The organism is Xanthomarina sp. F2636L, assembly GCF_026410195.1.
Lineage (GTDB): Bacteria > Bacteroidota > Bacteroidia > Flavobacteriales > Flavobacteriaceae > Xanthomarina.
Genome location: NZ_JAPMLM010000058.1, coordinates 1 through 11,425 on the forward strand (window position 1 = coordinate 1; position 11,425 = coordinate 11,425).

General features: G+C 32.9%; 5 protein-coding genes. All 5 read right to left on the bottom strand.

Features of this window, described 5'->3' with window-relative positions; translation table 11 throughout:
* Window positions 1–1,327 (bottom strand): IPT/TIG domain-containing protein (locus OS191_RS03770; RefSeq protein WP_267154382.1); only part of this gene is annotated, 1,327 nt, incomplete at its 3' end.
* A gap of 69 nt (window positions 1,328–1,396) precedes the next feature.
* A complete protein-coding gene (locus OS191_RS03775; RefSeq protein ID WP_267154383.1) occupies window positions 1,397–3,727 on the bottom strand; it encodes a T9SS type B sorting domain-containing protein in 2,331 nt (776 codons plus the stop codon).
* Between the two features lie 257 nt (window positions 3,728–3,984).
* Window positions 3,985–4,539, bottom strand: a complete 555-nt coding sequence (locus tag OS191_RS03780; RefSeq protein ID WP_267154384.1) for a hypothetical protein — start codon at window positions 4,537–4,539, stop codon at window positions 3,985–3,987.
* A gap of 91 nt (window positions 4,540–4,630) precedes the next feature.
* On the bottom strand, window positions 4,631–9,493 hold the full coding sequence (locus OS191_RS03785; RefSeq protein WP_267154385.1) for a T9SS type B sorting domain-containing protein: 4,863 nt from the start codon (window positions 9,491–9,493) through the stop codon (window positions 4,631–4,633).
* Window positions 9,494–9,583: 90 nt separating this feature from the next.
* The gene (locus tag OS191_RS03790; protein WP_267154386.1) at window positions 9,584–11,422 is read right to left on the bottom strand and encodes a T9SS type B sorting domain-containing protein; all 1,839 of its coding nucleotides are present in this window, start codon (window positions 11,420–11,422) and stop codon (window positions 9,584–9,586) included.
* Window positions 11,423–11,425: the final 3 nt, after the last annotated feature.

Consider the following 11,425-nt stretch of genomic DNA (forward strand, 5'->3'; position numbering starts at 1 on the left):
AACTACTTTCGTTAGAACAGATATTTGGTGCTGTTCCAGTTTCATTATAAATATAAATAGTTTGTGTGGTTGAAATAACATCTCCAGCGTTTAGCTGTGTTCCGGTTCCGTTAGTTCCAGTAAAATAGGTTCCAACTGTTAATGCTGGAAGTGTATAATCTGTACAAACCGTTTGATTGGCTATCGTGTCCACATCAGGGTTAGTAACAAATAAATGAGTAGCGTCACTTACTAAATCGCAAGTTGCTGAAGTCATTTCGCAATAATATTGGTTATTATCGAAACTAATAGGCACATTGTTTAGGGTCAAGGTGTTGGTGTTGGCGCCAGAATAAATGGCATTGTTCACAACATTTTCCCATACTCCAGAGCTATTAAGTACTTTCCATTGATATGTGTAAGTGCCTGTAGCTATTGATATTGTATAGGAAGCATTACCATTTTCGCAAATATATTGCCAATTAGGTTGTGTAATAATTGGAATAGTAATTGAAATTGGATTAGCAGTATGAGAACCCAAATCTGTACAAGATTCATTGGAGTTAATGAGCCATTCAGAAGTGTTAAATATATTGCTAGGAGCCACTGCATCTGCATTACGTATTACAGTATATCCTCTGTTATTAGGTGCATTTACGACATCTATAAGTGTGCCGTTTTTTAAAAGTTTAATTTCGTCATTATCGTTAATTCCTGCTCCCATATCTGCATCTTCAGTTAAACCACATGCGTTAGGGCTTCCAATTTTAACAAGATAAGTTTGAAGTGGCCCAATAGAATTCGGTAATATAAGCGTTGCAGTTGGTGTAGGATCTCCAATGTCTCGATAACGTTGTAATTCATAAATACCGCCAAACACAATGGTTGAATTTGTTGGATTATATAGTTCTATGAAACCTGGACTTCCTGTTTCAGCATCATAAAGTTCAGAGATATAAATATCTTGATCATTTGTACACGTTGATAAGATAGAAGTAAATTCACTTGAAGAGTTCCCAGTACAACCACCTGAACTCGTAATAGTAATTGTCGAAGTATTGTCCAATCCATGAATTGAATAAGCTGTTATTTCATTGTCGTTAACAATTGTAAAAGAGGTTGAAACTCCATCAAAAGAAACAGTTACAGCATCGTTAAAATTACTTCCGAAAATAGTAACTAACGTATTTACTGGTCCATTTGTAGGAGTAAAGGAGTTTATTATTGGAGAAGGACATTCTGTGTTAACCTTGATTTCGGAAATAAGTTCTTTACTATTATTTGCAAGAATATGGTTGAAGCATAATAAGGTGCATAAAAGAGTAGAAAAAATTAATAGTTGTTTCATTGAAAAATAATTAGCAAGCTAAAATAAGAAATAAAAAAAGAATGGTAAGTTAAGTGATTGTTACCAAAATCAACGCTTTAAAGAAAAGTGGCCTCGATATACTTTTCCATCACTAAAAGAAACTACAAACCAATAATCATCACTTGGTAGCAAGTTTCCATTAAAAGTACCATTCCAACCAGTACCAAAGGCATTTAGCTCTTTCATTAGTTTGCCATAGCGATTAAAAATCTTTGTTTCAACAGAGGTTTCAAAATAATCTATACCTATGGGTTTCCAGAAATCGTTATAACCGTCTCCATTTGGTGTAAAGAATTTAGGAAAGCCTAATACAGAAACGTCTACCGATATGATACCACAACTATTTTTGTCTTGAATATATCCAATATGATAACCTGCAGCTACATTGGTAAATGTATTGCTGTCTTGAAAATATCCATTATCTAAAGCATATTCATAATCACCTTCTCCTGAAACATTAATTGTAATAGAATTATTACTGGAAGCTTCGGTGACTACTATGTCTTCTAGGGTTGCCACATTGGATGGAAGAACCGTAATGATTCTGGAGGTTGTACAATTATCACTATTAGTGACGTTTACAGTGTAAACCCCTGTTTCATTAATTAAAATTTCTTCAGAATTTTGCATTAAATCAACTCCATCTAATAGCCATTGATAATTAAAGTCTGAAGGGACTCCAGAAAGTATACCAGCTTCTAAGGTTATGGTTTGAGGATAAAGATTCAAACAGTAAGTAAACTCTTCATCTGGAGCCAATATAGGAGATGGGTAGACTATTAAATAAATAGAATTGTAAGCATAACAAACGCCATTATCTGTAATTTGAACATATAAGGTGTCAAAATATGAACTATCTGTATTTTCGTATGTTCCAGAAAGCGGGTTCATTTGATTTTCTAAATCGACTTGCGAAGCATAAAATGTTATAACAGACGAATTTGGCACACTACTTTGAGCCAGTACAAAGGTTTCCATGTCTGTCAAGTTAAATGTTGTTATACCATCGTCTGTCTCGTCGTCACAAGCAGGATATAACGGGAGAATCACTGGGTTGTCTGCAAATGTTAAAGTTACTTCCGCTACAGAAATACAGCCATTAGCATTTGAAACTCTTGCATAGACAATTTGATTTAATATGGTGTTTTCAAAACTAGTAGGTGTAGGGATAGGATCTGTATTTGATAATGCATCTGCTTCCGATAAATAGAAGTTTTCTAAAGAGAATCTACTATCATTGTTTGTAACGTCAGCTTCAGCGTCATATAAATTATAAGTTGTATAGCCATCTAAATTATAATCGCAACTAATCAAGTTTGTATTAAAAACTATTGGGTTAGGAGATACTTCTATAGTAACTTTTCCATAAGACAAACAAGTGCCATCAATAATCACTTCCACATTATAAGTACCTGCTTCAGTTACTAAGTAAGTTGGGTCTGTTTCTAGAAGAAGTTCAATACCATTTCTAAACCATTTATAAGTATTTGTTCCAGGTTGACTAGCATCCAGTAATATGGTTTCATCAGTACATAAAGCTGTATTATTCGCAATTAATAAATCTGGACCTAAATTGGTGTTCAATTGGAAACTTCCTGCTTCAAGAAACACAGCCGAATCATATCTGTAATTTATATGGTCTGCTATAACTAGTTTTACATGATAAACTTCATTTGGAATCACGTTTGCGATGGCGGTTAATACCTCTGTTTGCCCGTTGAAATTTATGGGAGCGCTAGAGTCATTCCAGCCTCCAAAATAAGCTTCATTAATAGGATCGCATGCACCTGGAATTCCAGAATGTACGGTTGTTACTTTAACGGGTGTCATTGTGCCAGGAATTACAGCAATGTTTTCATATCTAGTTTCATCTTCTTTTCTAATAAGAAACCCGAATAAATCTGAATATCGACAAGTATTACTATCGCCTTGCTGGTATTCTTCGGAAGCAAAAAGATATCTAAAGCTAATTTGGTCTGCAATAGCTCTAAAATTGAATTCCAAAATGGTAGCATTTGTTGTATTCGATTCGTTTAAGTCATATTCTAAATCGGCGTCTCCAAACCAGTCATCAGCATTATCGTCACTTAAAGTGGTATTTGGGCCTTGAACATTTTCTAATCTTCCAGTACTTAAAACCACCCCATTTTGAAAAGGAAAAGTTGATCCATTACCATCAAAATAACCATAACTTGAATCAGCTCCATTAAAATTACCACTAACTGCATTGGTAACAACCACATCTGTAATGCAATTGCTGTCTATTAAAATGTCTTCAATAAGTTCTTGAGCTGTATATGTTCTACTATCTGTAGTCAGGTTTTGAGAAAACATAACACAGGAAACTAATAAGAATGTGATTAATAAAAAGGGCTTCATTAAGAGTTATTAGTTTGCAAATATAACTAATAATGATTTTTTAAAGGAATAAAGTTTTATCAGTTTTAAGAATAATGAATTGATTAAGTGTTTTGTCTGAATTTATAAATACATTACTTTAAGTTATGAAACACCTTTTGTTATTTTTATTCATTTTCATTAGCTACACCCAATTTTACGGTCAAAACATGAAATGTAAAGTGCTTTTATCATTTTGGAGAACTTTTCTTCGGCTTAGCATTAAATAGCAATTAGTTTTATACGTTTTTTGCTACAGTTATTTTTAATCCAACATGATTCATTAAATATTCAGAGAACCATTTTAAATCGTTAAGAACATATTTTTCATTTTCATCGTCAAATCCAAGAATTTGATGTTTTCTTTCTTCTGTGTCAATTAAATAAAGATTTCCTTCATAGGTTTCTTCAGCGATTTGTTCAGCAAAGTATTCAAAATCTTTTATGTTTCTTGAGTCAAAAATATATTCTCCAAAATCGTTTTTTATTTTAATTACTTTATGCTCAAGTTTTTTTAAGTTATCATTTGATTGTTTTTTTGACCTTATTCTTGAGTAGGAGAAAAATCCCGTTCCAAACAAAAATATAATCCCAGCAATTATTTTTCCACGAAATTCGGCATTATTTATAAGCATAAACAAACAAATTCCGAGAGCAGCTACTATTGGAAGAATGACAAGTCCGATTAAAGTTCCGTAATCAGTTTTTGATTTTCCAATAATTATTTTTCCATTTTCATTTGAATAAGAAATTTTATGCCTTTTTAATTTGGATTCTAAAATTGAAGTATTCATTGCTTTCTGTTTTAATTTTAGCCAACTAAAAGATATCAATTATTATCTATCCAAATTAAATTATAGTAGGATATAAAAATGACACTCTCTATTATCTTTTTAATGCAAAATGTCGTTTTACTTCAAAGGAAATGTCATCTTTTTTAACAAGTGCTACAAACCAATAATCATTAGAAGGCATGTTTTTACCTCTATAGGTTCCATCCCATCCGGGAGAGCTATGGTTTAGTGTTTTAATCAATTTCCCATATCTGTCGTAAATATAAATAATGGTTCCTTCTAGTTGGTTGACTCCGGTAATATGCCAAGTGTCATTATAACCATCGTTATTTGGAGTGAAAAATAAGGGTGCATCAATTATTACAATGTCTTTAATGGCAGAAGCACAACCATTTAAATCGATTATTTCTATAGTATGTGGGCCTAAAGTAACATTATAAAACACATTAGATTCTTGTGGGACGCCATGATCTAAAGTATAGAGATAATTACCAATACCACTAATGGTGACTGTAATATTATTAGGATTGGAGAAATCGACAGTTTCTGTGAATTCTATAGTTGCTTGTTCAGATTCAATCACGTTGAATGTTGATGTGGTTTGACAACCGTTTACAGACGTTACCGTTACAGAATAGGTTCCGATGTTTGTAATTTCAATTTCGGGCGAAGAGGTGCTTGTTGACCATAAATAAGTGTCGTCTGCAAAGCCTGTTTCAGCAGAAACCACTAAAGGTAAATTGTCTAAACACACTGTTTGGTCTGGAATATTAACCTCTGGTTTCCTGTTTACAATGGTATTAAAAGATGTTGTGCTAAAACAACCTGTTGTATTGTTTTCAATTCTTACATAAAGAGTTTGTTGATCGTAAGCGTTGTAATTTAAATCTATTATATGGTTTGTGTTATCCATTGCTTCTTCAGCTAGTTCAAAATAGCTAACCGTAAATTGAGTTGGATCTTGAGTTCCAAGAACAATAGATGTTTGTTGTGCTAAATCGAAAAACAACATGCTATCAAAATCGTCATCACAGGCAATCAAATTTGGAGGTTGATTAGCAATAGGACTTGGATTTACCAATAAATTAAAAGAGGCAACTGCAGCACAGTTTGTGTCTGTATTTAAAGCATTTACAAAAATAGTGTCGTTATTAGTTAGATAGGTGTAATCTGTGTCTAAAGGATTTTGAGTGTTTTGAGCATCTATTAAACTAGCATAAAAAGTCAAGTTTATTGGAGTTTGAGTCCCAATTAAATCTTCTACAGTGTCTAATAAACTGAATGAATTGTCATCGTTATCACAGGTTTCAATAGTTGTAGAATTAATAGTAGGAGGTAAGTTTACAATTAAGTCTAACGGAATGGTTACATAGCAATTTGAAACTGTATTTGTAACTCGAATATAAACTGTTTGAGGGTTTGATGTATTGCTATATGCATTTGGGTTTGGAATGGTTATATTATTATTTTCAACATCTTCAATAGTTTCATGATAGGTAACTAAAATATCATTTTGTCTAATATCTAATACTTCCGATTCTGAAACAGTTAAATCAAAGCTAGCTGAGCCGTCTTGATCAGTATCGCATTGAGTTAAGGCAGAAGCTGAATTTACCAAAGGTACTTGTATCACATTTAAACCAAATTCTGCAATAGCATGACAATAAGTGCCATTTTCCACACGCGCATAAATTTGTTGTGGATTGGTTTGGTTGGTATAATCTAAAGGTAATTGGTTTTCTTCGTTTTCAGCGTCTACTAAATTTTCGTAAAAGGTAATAATTAAAGCTTCAGGACTGTTTTCAGACATTTCAGCAATAATAGCATTTAAGTTGAAAGATTCCTCGCCGTTATTGGACATGTCATCACATAAATAGGTGTCTAAAGGTGCATCGAAAAGAGGAATAGACCCTACTTCAATAATAAAAGAAGAAACTCCATAACAACTTTGATCGCTAAAATTTTCTACACGAACATGAATAGTTTGTGGATTAGATTGATTGGTATAAGCTACCGTTTTATCAATAACATTAGTTCTGTTTATAGCATCTTCAGCAGTTTCAAAATATAAAGCACGTTTTCCAGTTTGACCATTTAAAATTTCTGAATCTTTATCTACAAAGAAAAATTCGGCAGTTTGATTACCATCCGTTTCACAATTTCTAAAGTTACTAATATCTGGAAAAACAGGTTCCGTATTTACTATAACTTCAAAAGAAACAATGGCGTAGCAGGTTGTAATTTCACTTTCAATTCTTACATATACAGTTTGTGTATTGGTGTTGTATGCCGATGTATTTCCTATAGCATTGCTGTCTGCATTAGCATCATTCTCAGAAGTGTGAAATGTGATGTTTAAATTAGCAGTACTTGCAACTATTTCAGAAATTTTAGCATCTAAATCTATAACTGAAAAGGCATCCTGATTGTCGTCGCAAATTACAACATCTGTTGGTTGTGTTACAGTTGGTGCAGGTATAACATTTATAACTAGTGGAGAAATGTCATGACATCCAGTTGAGGAATTAGAAACACGAATATATACAGTTTGTGGATTACTAATATTTGTGTAGAAAGGAGGTAAGCTATTTTCATTATTATCAGCATCTGTTTCATTTAAGAAATATCTAACCAGGGGGTTAGGAATTCCTGTGCTTATATATGTGTCGAAAGAAGCTAATTCTATAGCCGTAAATCCATCGTCGTCTGTGTCGCAATAATCAACAGAGTCTAATGGCTGTATAAGAACAGCGGGATTGATAATTAAATTTATATCTGTAAAATATGTACAATCGAGACTTTCAATTGTAACAAATAATTGGTGAGGACTTGCAGTAACCTCGTAAGGAATACTTTGGTCAATGGGGTTGATTTCGTTAGTTTGATCCTCTTCAGTTTCATAAAATGTTACAGTAACATTTTCTAAATTATTTATAATGGTATTACCAGCGTTTTCTAAATTGAAATTTGCAATTCCATCGTTTGTGGCATCATCACAGATAAAGAAGTTTCTAATATTGGTTCCAGATTCAAGTATATTGGTATGTAAATCTACAGATGAAATAGAAACACAACCTGTAACATCATCCACAACTCTTATATAAACAGTTTGAACGTTTGGGGTTGTATTTTGGAAATTTTCAATGTCTGTAATTGGATTATCACCTGTTTGAGCATCTACATAAGATGTATGAAATGTAGTTGAAACTCCTGTTAAACCATCCAGAATAGTATCGATAACAATTGACAAATCAAAACTATCAAAACCATCTCCATCTTGTTCACAAGCATTTATTGTTTGAGGTTCCATATTAATTACAGGACTATCTAAAACTGTAATTACTATAGAGGTAGTATTTAAACATCCTGTTACAGCATCTGTTACTCTAATAAAAAGTTGTTCGGTTTGGTTGGTGTTTACATAAGGAGATGCAATGGGGTTTGAGCCTGTATCTGCATCAGCTTGAGAATAGTGATAGCTAACAATTAAATTAGGATTGCTGTTAGTAATTTCGTCGTTGGCTTGTGTTAAATCTATTTGTGTAAAACCATCTGCTGTTCCATCATCACAAACTTCCAAAGGTTGCGGATCTGTAATTACTGGCATTGGATTCACCACCAAATTAAAACTAGCATAAGCCATACAGCCATTATTAATATCTAGAATCCTTACAAAAATAATTTGTGGAGTTGTGGAATTCTGAATTGATCCTGTAATAGGATTTAAATTATTTTGAGCATCATTTGAAGAATAATGATAACTGATATTGTAATTTGAAGCAGGAACAGAGGCAAGAACTTCGGCGTCTTTACTGCTTAAATTGAAAGTTTCAATGCCATCGTTGCTGGCATCGTCACAAATTTCATAATCTGAGATAGGTCCAGCAGGTTGTTCAGAATTTAAGGTAACTTCAATGCTGTCTTCAATCACACATGTGGTGTTACTTATAGGGATATTTACAACAATGGTATAGGTTCCTGAAGTTACAGCTGTTAATGTTTCCGAATTTTCGCCAGTCAAAGATTGTCCATCTAAAAACCACTCGTAAGTAGCTAATGGATTTTGAGTATCTGCATTTAAAAGCACATTATCTGCACAAGTGATTACGTCTGGACCTAAATCTACAGATGCATTAAAACTATTTCCTTCTATAAAAACTGCTGAATCGAAATTCTCGTCAGATTGATCTGCAATAACTAATTTAATATGATATTGAACATTTGGTTGAATAGTAGCAGTAGCAGAAAGAACAGTAGTTCTTCCATTAAAATTTGTATCTCCAAGATTGTGACCGTCAAAATATTCTTCGTTTTCTGCCGGACAAAACCCAACTATTTCTTCGTGGACTGTGTTTGTGTTTACAGGAATATTTGTGCCTGGAACTAAAGCTACATTTTGATATGGATCGGTAGAGCCTGTTTGTTTTATTAAAAAAGCAAAACCATCAGAATAATCGCATGGGTAATTAGCATAATATTCTTCGGAAGCTAAAATGTAGTTAAATTGTACTTGGTTTGAAACTGAAATAAAATCAAACTCTATAGAAGTGGCGTTTAAAGTATTGCTAATTCCTAGAGCTGTTTCTAAATCAGAATCTGTTCCCCAAGAGGTTTCACCTTCGTTTAATGGGTTTGCGTTAACCGTATTTCCTGCAGAGGTTGCTGCTCCAGTAGAAAGCATGATCCCATTTTCGAAAGGGAAATTTGAACTTGCTTTTTCGAAATACCCATAACTAGCTAATGAATTGACTGAGCCATTACTATTGGATTGAATATTAGACACCTCTACACAACCTTGAATTAAATATGTTTCTATAAGATTGTTTAAAGGAATACTGTCGTCTATGGAGATTTGTTGGGCGTAGGAACCTTGAGAAAAAGTAATAAAACAAGTAACTAATAAATAGCTAAAAATCTTAAACTTAATAAAGGCATAGTTATTAATTACTTTCAAAGTCGAATAATTTGGGATTAATCAGTCCGCAAAGTAATTAAATAATTAGACAAAATGCAAAATTAATCGATGAAATACATCAATAGTTGTTTATTTATTTAAATAGACCCATCCCGTTAGAACTTTGTAGTTGTGTTCATTGAGATTTAAAACATAAAAATAGGTTCCTGTCGGTACTATTTTATTTGTATTATTAAAGCCTCTGTTTGCTTTTCCCGTCCAAGGATTATTATTATCTCCCTCAAAAATAAGAGTTCCATATCTGTTATAAATAAGGAGTTTATGCTCTTCGAAAATATTGTAAAGCCCTTGAATATTAAACCAATCGTTATAACCATCGTTGTTTGGTGTAAATACTTGTGGTACATGTGGTGGACAGTTTTCTACAACTAAATTGAAATAATATATGTCGTAACAAGGCTCATTTTCAACTTTTAAATAAACAGTTTGTGGAACACTTGTATTTTGGTAATGGCTTGGGTTGATTATTTCGTTGAAATCTGAATCTAAATCGTCTAAAGTTTCAAAAAATGAGAAAGGTTGACCGTTTGAGTCAATTTGATCTAATGATTTAATTAAATCGAAAAAGGCAGTATTATACCCTTCATCACAACTTTTTATAGATTCTAGAGGAAGCGTAGGAATTGTAAGCAGTTGAATGTCTTGCGAAGCGTCATTATTTAATTCATTGAGTTCGGTGACAACACCAAAACCATTACCGGTGTCATCCACAGCAATTGATATGCTTACATAATCTGGTAAGCTTTCAGGAATACTTACGGTTATTTGTCCATTTTCTGATGCTCCAATAGCAAGTTCTGTAAGCGTTAATGTGTTTCCAATAAGTTCGTTATCTGCGTAGATTGCAATTGGGACGTTTGCAGGAAGTACATCTGTACTATTTATGTTAAAGATGGTATAGTCGATAGTAATTTGTCTGTTAGCACATTCGAGATAGATGTTATTAATCTCAGCTGTGGCATCAGGAAGCTGACTATTTAAAACGGTAATTATATTATTAATAATGATTAAATCAGCTTGAAAATTACCATTCGCATCATAGTCGCCTGTTGTTAGTTTTATTTCTACTGAAGTATCGCCAATATCAATATTATCTTGAATGTTGTACACATCTACATCTCCATTATAAAACATGTTGCTGTTTGTAAAGGTGTTTGTTCCATTAAAAGCATTGTTTGCAGGATTTAATGGCGGACTTGAAATAATATTGTTGTTGATTAATAAAGATTCGCCATAATTTAAATTAGCATCCCCTTCCCACGCAAGAAACCCTATTTTAGCACCTTCATTATCTAACACATTGACATTATCTAATAGAATAATTTTTTCAGTTACATTTCTATTGATGATTTCCAAACCTTGAAATAAATTTACTTGATTTAAAGGGAGTAAATCGTCCTCATATATAACGTAGACGCACCACCCTGCAAAATTGGTTCTATTGGCACAATAACCAGGGTTATCTATAAGAGTTTCAGAAATATCTAAATTAGATAAGTTATAAGTGCCATCTCCTGTCGAAGTAATTAAATCTGTAATATTTGCATAGCATGAAAAATAGGAGAGTGTTCCAAAACCAGAATCATTAAAATCTACTGTATAGGTGTTGTCCGCAAGAATAGATGTGTCGTTTAAACTTACCTCTAAGTCGCCTTCCCCTGAGCCAGCCCAAAATAAATAAGCAGCGACAATATTGGTGTTACTTGGCATAAGCAAATCTGCTTGAGACTCAGGTAAAACATCGCAAAAATCACGTACTATATTGTTTTCTGAAGGATTTAAAGTGTTCCCGAAAGCCAAATAATCATAGTGCCCATTAAATTGTTCAAATAATGTGATTTCTTGACTAAAAATTAGATTACTAGTCAAAAGAAGTATTAATAAAGCGTATTTAAAAATTTGATACATTTA

Bases quoted from the DNA above. Each gene is read 5' to 3' on its own strand.
- OS191_RS03780 (WP_267154384.1), bottom strand. From the start codon at position 4,539: ATGAATACTTCAATTTTAGAATCCAAATTAAAAAGGCATAAAATTTCT.
- OS191_RS03790 (WP_267154386.1), bottom strand. From the start codon at position 11,422: ATGTATCAAATTTTTAAATACGCTTTATTAATACTTCTTTTGACTAGT.
- OS191_RS03775 (WP_267154383.1), bottom strand. From the start codon at position 3,727: ATGAAGCCCTTTTTATTAATCACATTCTTATTAGTTTCCTGTGTTATG.